Genomic DNA, 15,285 nt, shown 5'->3' with positions numbered 1-15,285 from the left:
CTGTTCGAATACGCCCCCTGTGGAGCAACTCATCCACAGATTCCGCGACTTTCTTCCGTCCACAGGGTGGGGACGGCCCCCGTCACCCACAATCTGTCCACAGGGCCCGGGGGTGAGGCACCATCAGAGCTGGTCAGCCCCCTGTGGAATTGTGCGCAAGCGTCATCCACAGCCTGTGGACAGAACTTTCGTCCACAGGCTCGTCCACGCCTCTGTCCACCGCCGACCCACAGGTTCCCGCATCCTGTGCACAGGATGCGGCGGGTTACCCACATCGCTGTCCACTGTTCGGCAACATCGCACCCCCGGTCACCGCCCGGAGTGAAAGCCGTCACACGGAAGTCGACGTTTGGGTTGTGGAGTACCTGGGGAAAGCTGGGGACACACCTGTGGAGTAGTCGGGGTCACCTGGGGATGGCCTGTGCAGAAGTTTTCGTTCTCCACAGACGCACCGTGTTGTCCACCGGTGCCACCCACAGGGTGTGGGGATAAAAAACGGCAGGTGACCTGCGAGAACCGGGTTATCCACCGTTTCCACAGGCCCTACTACTACCCCCATAGAGAGTTAGGCCGGTTTCGGTTTTCAAGCAGGTCCTGTGCACAACTCGGTGGGCGGCCCTCCCCGACACCTCGCTCCCGATTTGACCGGCGGCAGCAACGACTGTCGGCGCCGTACGTCAGACTGGTCCCCGGCATCGGTCGAGGCATCGACGAGCCGACGACGAAGGCCGGCAGACGAGCGAGCAACAGCAGGAGGCGGTTCCGGTGAAGATCCGGGTGGAGCGCGACGTACTCGCGGAGGCGGTGGCCTGGGCTGCACGCAGCCTCCCGGCCCGGCCGCCGGTGCCCGTTCTCGCGGGCCTGCTGCTGAAGGCCGAGGAGGGCACCCTGTCCCTCTCCGGCTTCGACTACGAGGTCTCCGCCCGCGTCTCCGTCGAGGCGGACGTCGAGGAGGACGGCACCGTCCTCGTCTCCGGCCGGCTGCTCGCCGACATCTGCCGCGCCCTCCCCAACCGCCCGGTGGAGATTTCCACAGACGGTGTACGGGCGACCGTGGTCTGCGGCTCCTCGCGATTCACACTCCACACCCTCCCTGTGGAGGAGTACCCGGCCCTGCCGCAGATGCCGACCGCGACCGGCACCGTGCCCGGTGAGGTCTTCGCCTCCGCCGCCGCCCAGGTCGCCATCGCCGCCGGCCGCGACGACACGCTGCCCGTGCTCACCGGTGTCCGCATCGAGATCGAGGGCGACCGCGTCACCCTCGCCTCCACCGACCGCTACCGCTTCGCGGTCCGCGAGTTCCTGTGGAAGCCGGAGAACCCGGACGCCTCCGCCGTGGCCCTGGTGCCCGCGAAGACGCTCCTGGACACCGCCAAGTCCCTGACCAGCGGTGACACCGTCACCCTGGCGCTGTCCGGCTCCGGCGCGGGCGAGGGCCTCATCGGCTTCGAGGGCGCCGGCCGCCGCACCACGACCCGCCTCCTCGAAGGCGACCTGCCGAAGTACCGCACGCTGTTCCCGACGGAGTTCAACTCCGTCGCCGTGATCGAGACGGCCCCGTTCGTCGAGGCCGTCAAGCGCGTGGCCCTGGTGGCCGAGCGCAACACCCCGGTCCGCCTCAGCTTCGAGCAGGGGGTGCTGATCCTGGAGGCCGGCTCCTCCGACGATGCACAGGCTGTGGAACGTGTGGACGCCAAGCTCGAGGGCGACGACATCTCGATCGCCTTCAACCCGACCTTCCTGCTGGACGGTCTGAGCGCGATCGACTCGCCGGCCGCGCAGCTGAGCTTCACCACGTCCACCAAGCCGGCGCTGCTCAGCGGCCGCCCCGCGGTCGACGCCGAAGCCGACGAGGCCTACAAGTACCTGATCATGCCGGTGCGCCTGTCCGGCTGACGCACGCGGACGTCGGGCCCGGTCTCGCAAGGCTGCGGGGCCGGGCTCGACGGCGTTCGCACCCCCGGCCCGTACCGCCCCGCCCGTACCGCTCCGGCCCGTAGGCCCTCCAGGGAGCGCCCGTGGGGCCCGGCGGCACCGCCCGGCGTAGGCTCGGAGCCGGGGTGCCCCCGGGGAAGCCGGGAACCCGGCACAGACGGCCACAACGCTTAAGGAACCACCTGATGGAGCTTGGTCTCGTCGGTCTCGGCAAGATGGGCGGCAACATGCGCGAGCGCATCCGCCGCGCAGGCCACACCGTCATCGGATACGACCGCAACCCGGACCTCGCCGATGTCCACAGCCTGCGGGAACTTGTGGACAGCCTGCAGGCCCCCCGCGTCGTGTGGGTGATGGTCCCGGCAGGTGCGGCGACGCAGTCGACCATCGACGAGCTCGGGGAGCTGCTCTCGATCGGCGACGTCGTCGTGGACGGCGGCAACTCGCGCTGGACCGACGACGAGAAGCACGCGCAGGAGCTCGCGGCCAAGGGCATCGGCTTCGTCGACTGCGGTGTCTCGGGCGGCGTCTGGGGCCTGGAGAACGGCTACGCGCTGATGTACGGCGGCGCGAAGGACCACGTCGCGCGGGTCCAGCCGGTCTTCGACGCGCTCAAGCCCGAGGGCGAGTTCGGGGCCGTGCACGCCGGCAAGGTGGGTGCGGGCCACTTCGCGAAGATGGTCCACAACGGCATCGAGTACGCCATGATGCAGGCCTACGCCGAGGGCTGGGAGCTGCTGGAGAAGGTGGACTCGGTCACCGACGTCCGCGAGGTGTTCCGGTCCTGGCAGGAGGGCACGGTCATCCGCTCGTGGCTGCTGGACCTCGCGGTGAACGCGCTGGACCAGGACGAGCACCTGGAGCAGCTGCGCGGCTTCGCGCAGGACTCGGGCGAGGGCCGGTGGACGGTGGAGGCGGCGATCGACAACGCCGTGCCGCTGCCCGCGATCACCGCCTCGCTCTTCGCGCGGTTCGCGTCCCGCCAGGACGACTCCCCGCAGATGAAGATGATCGCCGCCCTGCGCAACCAGTTCGGCGGCCACGCGGTCGAGAAGGCGTGATCCACAGCAGGGCGTACGTGATCCACAGCAGGACGCAGTAGTACACAGCAGTGCACAACCGCTCCACAGCAGCACGGAGCAGAGCAGCAGGAAGCCGGGGGAGGTCGGCGCCGTATGCACGTCTCGCATCTCTCACTGGCCGACTTCCGCTCGTACGCCCGGGCCGAGGTCGAGCTCGGCCCGGGCATCACCGCCTTCGTGGGCCCCAACGGCCAGGGCAAGACGAACCTCGTCGAGGCCATCGGCTACCTGGCCACGCTGGGCAGCCACCGGGTCTCCTCGGACGCGCCGCTGGTGCGCATGGGCGCCGACCGGGCGGTCATCCGCGCCGCCGTCACCCACGGGGAGCGCCGGCAGCTCGTGGAGCTGGAACTGAACCCGGGGCGGGCCAACCGCGCCCGGATCAACAGGTCCTCGCAGGTCAGGCCGCGGGACGTGCTGGGGATCGTACGGACGGTGCTGTTCGCGCCGGAGGACCTGGCCCTGGTGAAGGGGGACCCCGGGGAACGCCGTCGGTTCCTCGACGAGCTGGTCACGGCCCGCTCCCCGCGGATGGCGGGGGTCCGGTCGGACTACGAGCGGGTGCTCAAGCAGCGCAACACCCTCCTGAAGTCGGCGGCGATGGCCCGCCGCCACGGCGGCCGCTCCATGGACCTGTCCACCCTCGACGTCTGGGACCAGCACCTCGCGCGCGCGGGCGCGGAGCTGCTGGCGCAGCGCCTCGACCTGATCGCGACGCTGCTGCCGCTGGCGGACAAGGCGTACGAGCAGCTCGCGCCGGGCGGCGGCCCGCTGGGGCTGGCGTACAGGGCCTCGGCGGGCGAGCCGGTGGACAGCGGTGAGGCGCGGACCCGCGAGGCGCTGTACGAGGTGCTGCTGGCGGCCCTGGCCGAGGTGCGCAAGCAGGAGATCGAGCGCGGCGTGACCCTCGTGGGCCCGCACCGGGACGACGTGCTGCTGCGGCTGGGCGACCTCCCGGCGAAGGGGTACGCGAGCCACGGCGAGTCCTGGTCGTACGCGCTGGCGCTGCGGCTGGCCTCGTACGAGCTGCTGCGCTCGGAGGGCGCCGAGCCGGTGCTGATCCTGGACGACGTGTTCGCGGAGCTGGACGCGCGCCGCCGGGAGCGGCTGGCGGAGCTGGTGGCTCCGGGCGAGCAGGTACTGGTGACGGCGGCGGTGGACGACGATGTCCCGGGCGTGCTGGCGGGGACGCGGTTCGGGGTGTCCGGCGGTGAGGTGACCCGGTTGTGAGCGATGACACACAAGGACCCCGCAAGGTCCCGGAGCCCTCGGGCGTGGACCTCGCTCGACAGGCGCTGGCGGCGGCCCGGGAGCAGGCACGGGCCCGGGGCAATGCGGCGGCGGGGAAGAAGGGGGGCCGTCAGCCGGGGCTGCGCTCGGGGGCGCGCGCGGACGGCCGGGATCCGATGCCGCTGATGGCGGCGCTGGACCGGCTGCGCACGGAGCGCGGCTGGGAGATGCCGATGGCGGTGGCGGGCGTGATGGAGCGCTGGCCGGAGATCGTCGGCCCGGAGATCGCGGCGCACTGTGAACCGGACCGGTACGAGGACCGTGAACTGGTCGTGCGGTGTGATTCCTCGGCGTGGGCGGCGCAGCTGAAGCTGCTGGCTCCGCAGCTGGTGGCGCGGCTGAACGCCGACCTGGGGCAGGGCACGGTCCGGATGATCAAGGTCCAGGGCCCGGGCGGGCGGCCGAAGCGGTACGGGCCCTTGCGGGCGCCGGGCAGCAGCGGTCCCGGGGACACCTGGGGCTGACGGGGCGTCCCGCGGCCCGGCCCGGTGTCGGGAGCCCGGGCCGGGCCCCGGGGCTCCGTCCCGGACCCCGCGCCTCGAACGCCGACGCCCCGGAGCGGGCCCGGCGGGGCTGGAGCGACCTCCTCCGAATGCGGCGTCCCTCACGGTAGCGAGAGGTTGACAGGCCGAAGCGCTGGAGGCCCGTGTGAGCCTCTTTGAGCCCCTCCCCGGATATGGGGAGTCGGAGAGAGGAGGTTCAGGGCGGCACATGCGGACTCAGGTACCGGCAAACCCCCATCCATGTCAGTGGTACCGGTAGACTGGAGACAATCCCGCCCGTTCGCGGGGTGACACCGAACAACGCAGACACACGCAGATCGACGCGGCCGCTCCCCCGGCGCACATGCTGGTCCGGAGTACGGGCTGCGCTGTGCCAGAAAGGGCGCTTCGTGGCCGATTCCGGCGACTCCAACGAGAAGAATTACGACGCCAGTGCGATCCAGGTCCTCGAGGGCCTGGACGCGGTCCGCAAGCGGCCGGGTATGTACATCGGCTCGACGGGTGAGCGTGGTCTGCACCACCTCGTCTACGAGGTCGTCGACAACTCGGTCGACGAGGCCCTGGCCGGGCACGCGGACACCATCGACGTGACGATCCTCGCCGACGGCGGGGTGCGCGTGGTGGACAACGGCCGCGGTATCCCGGTCGGCATCGTTCCGTCCGAGGGGAAGCCGGCCGTCGAGGTCGTGTTGACGGTCCTGCACGCGGGCGGCAAGTTCGGCGGCGGCGGCTACGCCGTCTCCGGCGGTCTGCACGGCGTCGGCGTGTCCGTGGTGAACGCCCTGTCGACCAAGGTCGCGGTCGAGGTCAAGACGGACGGCCACCGCTGGACCCAGGACTACAAGCTCGGCGTGCCGACGGCCCCGCTGGCCAAGAACGAGGAGACGGCCGAGACCGGCACCTCGGTCACCTTCTGGGCCGACGGCGACATCTTCGAGACGACCGAGTACTCCTTCGAGACGCTGTCGCGGCGCTTCCAGGAGATGGCCTTCCTCAACAAGGGCCTGACCCTGACGCTGACCGACGAGCGCGAGTCGGCGAAGGCCACGGTGGGCGCCGACGACCCCGACGCCGAGGCGGCCGAGCCGCAGGCGCGCACGGTGAAGTACTACTACGAGGGCGGCATCGTCGACTTCGTGAAGTACCTCAACTCCCGCAAGGGCGAGCTGATCCACCCGACCGTCATCGACGTCGAGGCCGAGGACAAGGAGCGCATGCTCTCGGTCGAGATCGCGATGCAGTGGAACTCGCAGTACACCGAGGGCGTCTACTCCTTCGCGAACACGATCCACACGCACGAGGGCGGCACCCACGAGGAGGGCTTCCGCGCCGCGCTGACGGGTCTGGTGAACCGTTACGCGCGCGACAAGAAGCTGCTGCGCGAGAAGGACGACAACCTCGCCGGCGAGGACATCCGCGAGGGTCTGACGGCGATCATCTCGGTGAAGCTGGGCGAGCCCCAGTTCGAGGGCCAGACGAAGACCAAGCTGGGCAACACGGAGGCGAAGACCTTCGTGCAGAAGGTCGTCCACGAGCACCTCAACGACTGGTTCGACCGCAACCCGGTCGAGGCCGCGGACATCGTCCGCAAGGCGATCCAGGCGGCCACGGCGCGCGTCGCGGCCCGCAAGGCGCGCGATCTGACGCGCCGCAAGGGTCTGCTGGAGAGCGCCTCGCTGCCCGGCAAGCTGTCCGACTGCCAGTCGAACGACCCCACCAAGTGCGAGATCTTCATCGTCGAGGGTGACTCCGCCGGCGGCTCCGCGAAGTCCGGCCGCAACCCGATGTACCAGGCCATCCTGCCCATCCGCGGCAAGATCCTGAACGTCGAGAAGGCCCGTATCGACAAGATCCTCCAGAACACCGAGGTCCAGGCGCTGATCAGCGCCTTCGGCACGGGTGTGCACGAGGACTTCGACATCGAGAAGCTCCGGTATCACAAGATCATCCTGATGGCCGACGCCGACGTCGACGGCCAGCACATCAACACCCTGCTGCTGACCTTCCTGTTCCGCTTCATGCGCCCGCTGGTCGAGGCCGGCCACGTGTACCTGTCGCGCCCGCCGCTCTACAAGATCAAGTGGGGCCGGGACGACTTCGAGTACGCGTACTCGGACCGCGAGCGCGACGCACTGGTGGAGCTCGGCAAGCAGAACGGCAAGCGGATCAAGGAAGACTCGATCCAGCGCTTCAAGGGTCTGGGCGAGATGAACGCCGAGGAACTGCGCGTCACCACCATGGACGTGGACCACCGCGTGCTCGGCCAGGTCACCCTGGACGACGCGGCCCAGGCCGACGACCTGTTCTCGGTGCTGATGGGCGAGGACGTCGAGGCGCGGCGCTCCTTCATCCAGCGCAACGCCAAGGACGTTCGGTTCCTCGACATCTGAGTCGGTCTCCGCTGACCGCCTGAAAGGACTTCTGACCAGCAATGGCCGACGAAACCACCCAGCCCGCAAAGAACGCCGAGAACGCCGCGGAGGAGCAGCCGGTGCTGCGCATCGAGCCCGTCGGGCTCGAAACGGAGATGCAGCGCTCCTACCTCGACTACGCGATGTCCGTCATCGTCTCGCGCGCCCTGCCGGACGTGCGCGACGGCCTCAAGCCGGTGCACCGCCGCGTGCTGTACGCGATGTACGACGGCGGATACCGGCCCGAGAAGGGCTTCTACAAGTGCGCCCGCGTCGTCGGCGACGTCATGGGCACGTACCACCCGCACGGCGACAGCTCCATCTACGACGCCCTGGTCCGTCTGGCCCAGCCGTGGTCGATGCGCATGCCGCTGGTGGACTCGAACGGCAACTTCGGCTCCCCGGGCAACGACCCGGCCGCCGCGATGCGCTACACCGAGTGCAAGCTGATGCCGCTGGCCATGGAGATGCTCCGGGACATCGACGAGGAGACCGTCGACTTCACGGACAACTACGACGGCCGCAACCAGGAGCCGACGGTCCTGCCGGCGCGCTTCCCGAACCTGCTGATCAACGGCAGCGCCGGTATCGCGGTCGGCATGGCGACCAACATCCCGCCGCACAACCTCCGCGAGGTCGCGGCGGGCGCGCAGTGGGCGCTGGAGCACCCCGACGCCACGCACGAGGAGCTGCTGGACGCGCTCCTGGAGCGCATCAAGGGCCCCGACTTCCCGACTGGCGCGCTGGTCGTGGGCCGCAAGGGCATCGAGGAGGCGTACCGGACCGGGCGCGGCTCGATCACGATGCGCGCGGTGGTCGAGGTCGAGGAGATCCAGAACCGCCAGTGCCTGGTGGTCACGGAACTTCCGTACCAGACGAACCCGGACAACCTGGCGCAGAAGATTGCCGACCTGGTGAAGGACGGCAAGATCGGCGGCATCGCCGACGTGCGTGACGAGACCTCGTCGCGCACGGGCCAGCGCCTGGTGATCGTGCTCAAGCGCGACGCCGTCGCCAAGGTCGTGCTGAACAACCTGTACAAGCACACCGACCTCCAGACGAACTTCGGCGCGAACATGCTGGCGCTGGTGGACGGCGTGCCGCGCACGCTGTCGATCGACGCGTTCATCCGTCACTGGGTGCAGCACCAGATCGAGGTCATCGTCCGGCGGACGAAGTTCCGCCTGCGCAAGGCGGAGGAGCGGGCGCACATCCTGCGCGGCCTGCTCAAGGCGCTGGACGCCATCGACGAGGTCATCGCGCTGATCCGGCGCAGCAACACCGTCGAGATCGCGCGCGAGGGCCTGATGGGCCTGCTGGAGATCGACGAGATCCAGGCGAACGCGATCCTGGAGATGCAGCTGCGGCGCCTGGCGGCCCTGGAGCGGCAGAAGATCGTCGCCGAGCACGACGAGCTCCAGGCGAAGATCAACGAGTACAACGCGATCCTGGCGTCGCCGGAGAAGCAGCGCTCGATCGTCAGCGAGGAACTGGCGGCGATCGTCGAGAAGTACGGCGACGACCGGCGCTCCAAGCTGGTGCCCTTCGACGGGGACATGTCCATCGAGGACCTGATCGCCGAAGAGGACATCGTCGTCACGATCACGCACGGCGGTTACGTCAAGCGCACCAAGACCGAGGACTACCGCTCGCAGAAGCGCGGCGGCAAGGGCGTGCGCGGCACGAAGCTGAAGCAGGACGACCTGGTCGACCACTTCTTCGTGTCCACCACGCACCACTGGCTGCTGTTCTTCACGAACAAGGGCCGGGTCTACCGCTCGAAGGCGTACGAGCTGCCGGACGCCGGCCGCGACGCCCGCGGGCAGCACGTGGCGAACCTGCTGGCCTTCCAGCCGGACGAGAAGATCGCCCAGATCCTCGCGATCCGCGACTACGAGGCCGCCCCGTACCTGATCCTGGCCACCAAGGGCGGCCTGGTGAAGAAGACGGCGCTCAAGGACTACGACTCGCCGCGCGCGGGCGGTGTCATCGCGATCAACCTCCGGGAGACCGAGGACGGCAGCGACGACGAGCTGATCGGCGCCGAGCTGGTGTCCGCGGAGGACGACCTGCTGCTCATCAGCAAGAAGGCGCAGTCGATCCGCTTCACGGCCACCGACGACGCGCTGCGCCCGATGGGCCGCGCGACCTCCGGTGTGAAGGGCATGAGTTTCCGCGAGGGTGACGAACTGCTGTCGATGAGCGTTGTGAGGCCGGGTACGTTCGTCTTCACCGCGACCGACGGCGGTTACGCCAAGCGGACGCCGGTCGACGAGTACCGCGTCCAGGGCCGTGGCGGTCTGGGTATCAAGGCCGCCAAGATCGTGGAGGACCGCGGGTCGCTCGTCGGGGCGCTCGTGGTGGACGAGTCGGACGAGATTCTCGCCATCACGCTCGGCGGTGGTGTGATTCGTACGCGAGTCAACGAAGTCAGGGAGACCGGCCGTGACACCATGGGCGTCCAGCTGATCAACCTGGGCAAGCGCGATGCCGTGGTCGGCATCGCTCGGAACGCCGAGGCCGGTCAGGAAGCTGACGAGGTCGAGGAGACCGAGGCGGCCGAAGGACAGGCCGTCGAGGCCGCCGAGGGCACGCAGCCCTCGGCCGGGGAGCACGAGGAGTAAGTCGTGAGTGGAGCCACGGGCGCCGGACCGGCCAAGACTGGGGAGGACGGTGCCCGTGGCCCCGCCGCGGAATCCCAGGGCGGGGGCGCCGAAGCCGGGGACAGGGGGAGGACCGTGACGGACACCCGCAAGCCCAAGAAGGAGAAGGCCGCCCCGGCGGCCGCGACGGCAGCCGCGACCGCGGCGCCGGCCGCCGGCCGCCAGCCGGAGCAGCCGTACCACCCGCCGCAGGCCTACACGGCGCCCTCGGGCGCTCCGGGTGTGCCGCGGGCGGCCGGGGACACCGGTGCGCAGCGCAAGCCGCGTACGGGTGCCCGTACGACGCCCAGGACGCGCAAGGCGCGGCTGCGGGTGGCCAAGGCCGATCCGTGGTCGGTGATGAAGGTCAGCTTCCTGCTGTCGATCGCGCTGGGCGTGTGCACGGTCGTCGCGGCGGCCGTGCTGTGGATGGTCATGGACGCCATGGGCGTCTTCTCGACCGTGGGCGGCACCATCAGCGAGGCGACCGGGTCGAACGAGAGCAACGGATTCGACCTCCAGTCGTTCCTGTCGCTGCCGCGCGTTCTGATCTTCACGTCGGTCATCGCGGTGATCGACGTGGTGCTGGCGACGGCACTGGCGACGCTGGGCGCGTTCATCTACAACCTGTCGGCGGGCTTCGTCGGCGGTGTGGAGCTCACGCTCGCCGAGGACGAATGACCGCTGACTGACCTGCGGGGACTGCCCGGAGGAACGGATTTTGGCGGGACCGTGTCTGTGCGCTAATCTTCAGGAGTCAGCGCGCAGCGCGGATGGGGCTATAGCTCAGTTGGTTAGAGCGCATCCCTGATAAGGATGAGGCCACAGGTTCAAATCCTGTTAGCCCCACAGTGAAGAAGACCCCCAGGCCATCGGCCCGGGGGTCTTCTTCGTATGGTCAGTTGCGGGTTCCCAGGTCACCGAACGGTATCGGTGCGTGTGTATTGTTGGCCGTCAGAAGTCCCCAACGTCAATGAAAGACGAGGTCGCGCGGTGAAGAAGCTGCTCCTGGTCGCACTGGCCGCCATCGGCGGGCTCCTCGTGTACCGCCAGATCCAGGCGGACCGCGCCGAGCAGGACCTGTGGACGGAGGCAACCGACTCCGTGCCTTCTGGTTCCGGTGTGTGAGGCCGAAAGCCGATCTCACGAAGCCCCGGTTGCCGCTGCGGCCGGGGCTTTGTGCTGTTCTGTGACAAAGAGTTACGTTATGCAAAGATTTGGCTTGCGTTAGCAAAATCGGGGTGACGTGATGGGTCGGGTGCGGACGACGGCTCTGGCGGGGGCGGCGGCCCTGGGGCTGGCCCTGTGCCTGCCGGGGGCGGCGCAGGCCGCCACGGCGCCGCCGCAGCCCGCGCCGGGGTACCGCGCGGCCGAGGGCGCAAAGCGGATCGAGGGCAGGCCCACCAGCGCGGACGCCCCGCTCGTGGCCCCCGGCCAGGTCTACGCGGACACGATGGGCCCGGGCGAGCGCGTCTACCGGCTGAACCTCGACGACGCCTCCAGCGTGTACTTCTCCGCCGTCGTCCAGCCGCCGCGCGGTGCGAAGGTCGGGTACTCCGACGGCCTCGAAGTCGAGATCATCAGCCGGGAAGGCGCGCGCTGCCCGAACAACCCCGGCCGGGCCGGCTTCGGCCGCGACCCGGTCCCGCTCGGTGCGGTCGCCGTCCGGCGGCTGGAGGAGGACGCCGACTGCCAGGGAGCCGGCGTGTACTTCGCGAAGGTCACCCGCACCGCCGCCAGGGACTCCGACCAGAGCGCGTGGCCGGTGGAACTCCTGCTCCTGCGCGAACCCGCCCTCACCGCCGGCAGCGCCCCGACCACCGCGCCCGGTGTCTGGCCCTCCGCCTCGCCGACCCTGCCCGGCACCGAGCCCGTGGACCGCACCGGCGGCACCGGGTTCAACGACGCCCGCGCGCTGGGCACCGGGGTCTGGCGGGACGACCTGCGGCCCGGGCAGACCCGCTTCTACCGGGTGCCGCTCGACTGGGGACAGCAGCTGGGGCTGAGCGCTGAGCTCTCCGACGCCAGGATGACCAAGCCGTACGGGTCCGCCTCCGCCGGGCTCACCGTCGCGCTGTACAGCCCGTACCGGGGCCTGGTCGAGGACAAGGACATCGCGTACGGGGGCAAGCAGGCGGGCCTGACCCTGCCGAAGACGGCGCCGGTGGCGTACGAGAACCGCTTCGCGGACACCGACGCGGTGCGCGGGGTCCGGCTGGCCGGCTGGTACTACGTCGCCGTCACCCTGGGCGGCAAGGTGGCCGAGTTCACCGAGGACGCGACGCCGGTCCCGCTGACCCTGCGCATGGAGGTCACCGGCGGCCCGGCCGGGGCGCCCCGGTACGAGGGGAGCCTGACCGCCGCCGGATTCGGGGTCGGGTCCGACGACAGGGCCGCGGCTCGGGACGGGCTCACCGCCCCCGAGGCGGCGGAGGCCGCCGGCAGCCGCTCGGTGATGCGGGTCGTGGCGGCCGTGGGCCTCTCCGCCGGGACGGTGCTGTTGCTCGTGCTCGGCGGATGGCTGCTGCTGGCGCGCCGCGGGCGCACGGCGTAGCTCCGCGGCGGGTGGCGGGCGGCGGGCGGATCAGATCCGGCGGGCGGATCAGATCCGGGTCAGCGCCCAGACGCCGACCGCGAAGCACAGCAGCGCGGCGGTGAGGATCGCGGCCGTGACCTTCGCCGGAGGCGGGGCGATCCGGCCGGTCCGTACGGGCCGCGCGGACGCCGGTGCGACGGCGGTGGCGGTGGCGCTGGCGCCGGGGGTCCCGGGGCGCTCCGGCGGCCGGAGGTGGAAGCTCCCGGTCTCCGGGGGACCGGACTCCCCGGCCGGGGGCGGCCCGAACCCCGCCGGGGCCGGCTGCGCGGGGGCCGCGGACACGCCGGGCGCGACGCCGGGCGCGACGGTGGTGGGCGTGACGGGGGCCGCGGACACGGCGGGCGCCACGGCGGGCGGCCCGGCCGGTGTGGCGGACGGCCGGAGCGGGCTCCCCGCCGCGGTGGACGACTCGGGGGTCACCGCGGCCGTGCCCAGCGGCCCCCGGGGCCCGAAACCGGCGGGGAGCGGCCCGAGTTGGTCGAACACCTCCACCGGATCCTCGTCCGGAGGGAGCGGCGCGAGCAGCTGCACGGCCTCGGCAAGGGCCTTGCGGGCCCCTGTGGCGGTCCGGAACCGGCTCCCGGGGTCCGGTTGGAGGAGGTTCGCGATGACGTCCCACAGGGGCGCCGGGACGCCTTCGGGGGCGCCGGGGGTGCCATGGGCGAGGAAGTGCTCCACCAGGGCCCGGGAATCGGGCTTGCCGCCCTTGAGCAGGCAGAGGGCGACCAGCCCGACGGCGAAGAGGTCCGCGGGGAAGTCGGGTTCGGAGCCGAGCAGTTGTTCCGGGGCGAGGTAGCCGGGAGTGCCCACGACGTAGTCGGTCTCGGTCAGGCGCGGCTCGCCCTTGCGCATCGAGATGCCGAAGTCGGACAGCCGCAGGTGCGGCCGTCCGCTTCCGGTGGCCTCCATCAGGATGTTGGCCGGTTTGACGTCGCGGTGGACGACGCCCTCCGCGTGGACGGCGGCCAGTCCCGACAGGAGCTGGTCGAGCAGCGTGCACACGAAGTGGGGCGGCAGCGGGCCGTAGTCCCCGATCACGTGGGCGAGCGAACCGCCGGCGACGAGATCCATCGTGAACAGGACCTTGTCGTCGTCCGCCGCCCAGCCGGCCGGGGCCAGCACGTGCGGGTGGTCGATGCGCAGGGCCTGCTCGCGGACGAACCGGAGCAGGGTGTGGGCGTCGCTCTGCCGCAGGACCTTGGCGGCGACGTACCGGCGGCGCCGGTGGTCCCAGACCCGCCACACGGCACCCGCGCCCCCGCGCCCGATCGGATCGATCAGCTCGTACCGGCCGGCGAAGACCTCACCCATCGCTGCGCCCGTCCCCCGTCCCCCGCCGTGTGCGTGCGTCCGTGGTGTCAGTTCTGGTGGGACTCGTAGTGGGCGACCGCTTCGGCGGTCCGGCCCGCGCCGTAGACCCGGAGGAACTCCGCGAGTTCGGGATGGCTGGGGGCGAGGGAGTCGGCCGCGTCGATGATGTCGCCGGCCGCCGAGACCGAGCGCAGCAGCGACTGGATCTCGCGGACGACGCGCTTGACGGTGGGCGCGCCCGAACTGGGCGTGCCCTGGCCGCTGTTGCTGAGGACGGAGCCTCCCTGGGTCTTCTTGATCTCGTCCATCCGGTCGGTGGCCTCGGCCGCGCTGACGCTGCCGTCCGCCACCTGGCCCGCGAGGTCCTGGAGGGCCTGCACGCGCTGCACCACGGCCGGGTTCCCGATCTTGGCCCGCTGGCCGCTCATCAGCTGGGAGAGCATGGGCGCCGACAGCCCGAGGACCGCAGCGAGGCGGGCCTGGTTCAAGCCGAGGTCATCTATGAGCCGGCGGAAGAGAGCGCCGAGCGGCTCCCCGTACCAACTGCGCTGAAGCTCTCTGGCTCTGGCCGTGGCCTCTTGCTGAACAGCGTCCACTCTTACTACTCCCCTTCGCTGGTGCGAACCTCGCGAGCATCTTACGGAGAGTGGTCGCACGGCGGGAGTCCCCATCATTTTGCGAGATGCGGGGGAACACCCGGTACTCTGTTCTGCGGAACGGCCTCACCTTCACGGGAGTCGGTCGCGTCCGTCTTTTCGGGGCTTTAGCTCAGTTGGTAGAGCGCTGCCTTTGCAAGGCAGATGTCAGGAGTTCGAATCTCCTAAGCTCCACAGCGCAAGAGGCCCTCTGACCAGCGGAAACGCAGGTCGGAGGGCCTCTTCTCGTTGCTGCCGGGGGCGGGGCTAGAGGTCGATCCAGTAGCGGCGCTTGGGTCCTACGAGGGTGTCGCGGACGTCTTCGAGGACGCCGCCGCGCCCCTCGATCGTGCGCACCGAGGCCGTGTTGCCCGGGTCGCACGTCAGGAGGACCCGGTCCATCCCCAGCAGCCGGGCCTCGTGCAGGACCTGTCCGAGGGCCCAGCCGGCCAGGCCGCGCCGGCGGGCCGAGGGGCGGACGCCGTAGCCGATGTGGCCGCCGGCGTCGAGGAGGAACCCGTTGAGGTAGTGGCGCAGGTCGATGGCGCCCAGATAGGTGTCGCCCTCGGCGATCCACCAGTACGTGGCGTGGACGCGGCCCTGCTCGACCGGCCGCGTGCGGTCCCCGTACCCGCGCAGCCGCTCCGTCCAGGCGGCGAACCCGGCGGGGCTGTCCACGTCGTCGTCCGAGCCGAGGCCGGCCCCGTCCATGTGGGCGTCGGGGCCCCACTCCCCGCGTGCGGCGAGCCAGGAGGCGTGCAGGCGGGGGGAGGGGAACACGAGCTCGGGCATCCGAGGACAGTAACAGCAGGACCTCCCCCGGTTGGCCCCGTCACGGGGGCCGGGCGGCCCGGGCTGTCCGACAGTGGGGGAAGGCACC

At 70.6% G+C, this 15,285-nt stretch carries 12 protein-coding genes and 2 tRNA genes; 11 read left to right on the top strand and 3 right to left on the bottom strand.

Going from position 1 to position 15,285, the window contains the following annotated elements; all coding sequences use genetic code 11:
• Positions 1 to 765: 765 nt before the first annotated feature.
• From dnaN to ACIPK4_RS08540, 10 genes are all read left to right on the top strand, one after another.
• Entirely contained in the window at positions 766 to 1,896 is a 1,131-nt protein-coding gene (gene dnaN, locus ACIPK4_RS08585; RefSeq protein WP_402310270.1) for a DNA polymerase III subunit beta, read from the top strand.
• Positions 1,897 to 2,060: 164 nt separating this feature from the next.
• Positions 2,061 to 2,996 (top strand): phosphogluconate dehydrogenase (NAD(+)-dependent, decarboxylating), encoded by a 936-nt coding sequence (gene gnd / locus ACIPK4_RS08580; protein WP_402310267.1) that lies wholly within the window; start codon positions 2,061 to 2,063, stop codon positions 2,994 to 2,996.
• Positions 2,997 to 3,110: 114 nt separating this feature from the next.
• A complete protein-coding gene (recF, locus tag ACIPK4_RS08575; RefSeq protein ID WP_402310264.1) occupies positions 3,111 to 4,247 on the top strand; it encodes a DNA replication/repair protein RecF in 1,137 nt (378 codons plus the stop codon).
• Positions 4,244 to 4,771: a DUF721 domain-containing protein gene (locus ACIPK4_RS08570; protein ID WP_054227248.1), complete on the top strand. Its 528-nt coding sequence runs from the start codon at positions 4,244 to 4,246 to the stop codon at positions 4,769 to 4,771. The genes recF and ACIPK4_RS08570 overlap by 4 nt, the downstream gene beginning before the upstream one ends.
• A gap of 407 nt (positions 4,772 to 5,178) precedes the next feature.
• Positions 5,179 to 7,200 carry a DNA topoisomerase (ATP-hydrolyzing) subunit B gene (gene gyrB, locus ACIPK4_RS08565; protein WP_402310624.1) on the top strand — a complete coding sequence of 674 codons (2,022 nt, stop codon included), beginning with the start codon at positions 5,179 to 5,181 and terminating at the stop codon, positions 7,198 to 7,200.
• Positions 7,201 to 7,241: 41 nt separating this feature from the next.
• Positions 7,242 to 9,845 (top strand): DNA gyrase subunit A, encoded by a 2,604-nt coding sequence (gyrA, locus tag ACIPK4_RS08560; RefSeq protein ID WP_402310261.1) that lies wholly within the window; start codon positions 7,242 to 7,244, stop codon positions 9,843 to 9,845.
• A gap of 3 nt (positions 9,846 to 9,848) precedes the next feature.
• A complete protein-coding gene (locus tag ACIPK4_RS08555; protein WP_376196408.1) occupies positions 9,849 to 10,544 on the top strand; it encodes a DUF3566 domain-containing protein in 696 nt (231 codons plus the stop codon).
• 94 nt (positions 10,545 to 10,638) lie between these two features.
• Positions 10,639 to 10,712 (top strand) — tRNA-Ile (locus ACIPK4_RS08550).
• A gap of 144 nt (positions 10,713 to 10,856) precedes the next feature.
• Positions 10,857 to 10,991, top strand: coding sequence for a DLW-39 family protein (locus ACIPK4_RS08545; protein WP_208809277.1), 135 nt, complete (start codon positions 10,857 to 10,859; stop codon positions 10,989 to 10,991).
• A 121-nt stretch (positions 10,992 to 11,112) separates the two neighbouring features.
• Positions 11,113 to 12,417: a hypothetical protein gene (locus ACIPK4_RS08540; RefSeq protein WP_402310622.1), complete on the top strand. Its 1,305-nt coding sequence runs from the start codon at positions 11,113 to 11,115 to the stop codon at positions 12,415 to 12,417.
• Between the two features lie 48 nt (positions 12,418 to 12,465).
• On the opposite strand, the gene ACIPK4_RS08535 is transcribed toward ACIPK4_RS08540, so the two are convergent.
• Positions 12,466 to 13,770 carry a serine/threonine-protein kinase gene (locus ACIPK4_RS08535; protein WP_402310258.1) on the bottom strand — a complete coding sequence of 435 codons (1,305 nt, stop codon included), beginning with the start codon at positions 13,768 to 13,770 and terminating at the stop codon, positions 12,466 to 12,468.
• 47 nt (positions 13,771 to 13,817) lie between these two features.
• On the bottom strand, positions 13,818 to 14,366 hold the full coding sequence (locus tag ACIPK4_RS08530; protein WP_402310256.1) for a helix-turn-helix domain-containing protein: 549 nt from the start codon (positions 14,364 to 14,366) through the stop codon (positions 13,818 to 13,820).
• Positions 14,367 to 14,527: 161 nt separating this feature from the next.
• Between ACIPK4_RS08530 and ACIPK4_RS08525 the strand changes: the two genes are divergently transcribed.
• Positions 14,528 to 14,600: transfer RNA gene (locus ACIPK4_RS08525), tRNA-Ala, on the top strand.
• 72 nt (positions 14,601 to 14,672) lie between these two features.
• Here the strand turns inward: ACIPK4_RS08525 and ACIPK4_RS08520 are convergent.
• Positions 14,673 to 15,197 (bottom strand): GNAT family N-acetyltransferase, encoded by a 525-nt coding sequence (locus ACIPK4_RS08520; RefSeq protein WP_402310253.1) that lies wholly within the window; start codon positions 15,195 to 15,197, stop codon positions 14,673 to 14,675.
• Positions 15,198 to 15,285: the final 88 nt, after the last annotated feature.

Source organism: Streptomyces sp. NPDC086989, from assembly GCF_044745505.1.
In the GTDB taxonomy this organism is placed as follows: domain Bacteria; phylum Actinomycetota; class Actinomycetes; order Streptomycetales; family Streptomycetaceae; genus Streptomyces.
This window is presented reverse-complemented; position numbering and strand designations above follow the sequence as displayed.

Bases quoted from the DNA above. Each gene is read 5' to 3' on its own strand.
- ACIPK4_RS08535 (WP_402310258.1), bottom strand. From the start codon at position 13,770: ATGGGTGAGGTCTTCGCCGGCCGGTACGAGCTGATCGATCCGATCGGG.
- ACIPK4_RS08520 (WP_402310253.1), bottom strand. From the start codon at position 15,197: ATGCCCGAGCTCGTGTTCCCCTCCCCCCGCCTGCACGCCTCCTGGCTC.
- gyrA (WP_402310261.1), top strand. From the start codon at position 7,242: ATGGCCGACGAAACCACCCAGCCCGCAAAGAACGCCGAGAACGCCGCG.
- recF (WP_402310264.1), top strand. From the start codon at position 3,111: ATGCACGTCTCGCATCTCTCACTGGCCGACTTCCGCTCGTACGCCCGG.
- ACIPK4_RS08540 (WP_402310622.1), top strand. From the start codon at position 11,113: ATGGGTCGGGTGCGGACGACGGCTCTGGCGGGGGCGGCGGCCCTGGGG.